The 674-nt window shown below is 30.0% G+C and carries 1 pseudogene; it reads left to right on the top strand.

What is annotated here, in order from left to right:
- Positions 1-135 precede the first annotated feature (135 nt).
- A pseudogene (locus tag ACYVBS_RS14675) lies at positions 136-204 on the top strand (chromo domain-containing protein); the annotation flags it as partial.
- Positions 205-674: the final 470 nt, after the last annotated feature.

Here is a 674-nt window from a genome sequence, read left to right as displayed (position 1 = left end):
CCGTAAAATACTAAACTATACGAACTAGAAATATAAGAAGAAAACCAAGAATAAGAATATAAAGTAGAAAGAATCCTAGATAAGAAAAGGATTAGTGGAGAACTTCACTACCTAGTAAAATAGAAAGGCTACAATAACTTAGAAAACACTTACGAGCCTATAAAGAACCTTAAGAACACACCTGAAGTAATTAAGGCTTATTGAGACTAAGGAGGGAAGAGTCTAAAAGTAACCGATCCTAGAAAAATAGATCTAGACCTTTAATAGATTCCGAAGGACCAGATGACGGAGGAGAGGAAGTATCGAAATATTTTGAAACCTTAGTATTATAGGATAACATCTATATACTACAATCACAAATAAATTACTAAGATTTATATAGTTGCGTATAGGTATTTAGAATAGTTAATAGATACCACTATAATATAGTAACGCGACCCTAAGTAATCTTAATCTCACGCTAAAAATAGGAAATATCTATATTAGAATTAGCTAACTTATAAGTAACTAAAGCTTTATCCTTATACTATTTCTCCTACTCCCTAATACTAAATAACTATTATTTATACTTCTAACCCCGGCGGGTATATTTAGAACATTTCTTGAATTTATTATATATAATATATAAAGAAAAGTCGAGAGCGTAGCCTTTATAAGGAAAATCTACTAGAAAG

This window comes from Lysobacter olei, assembly GCF_054777355.1.
This window is presented reverse-complemented; position numbering and strand designations above follow the sequence as displayed.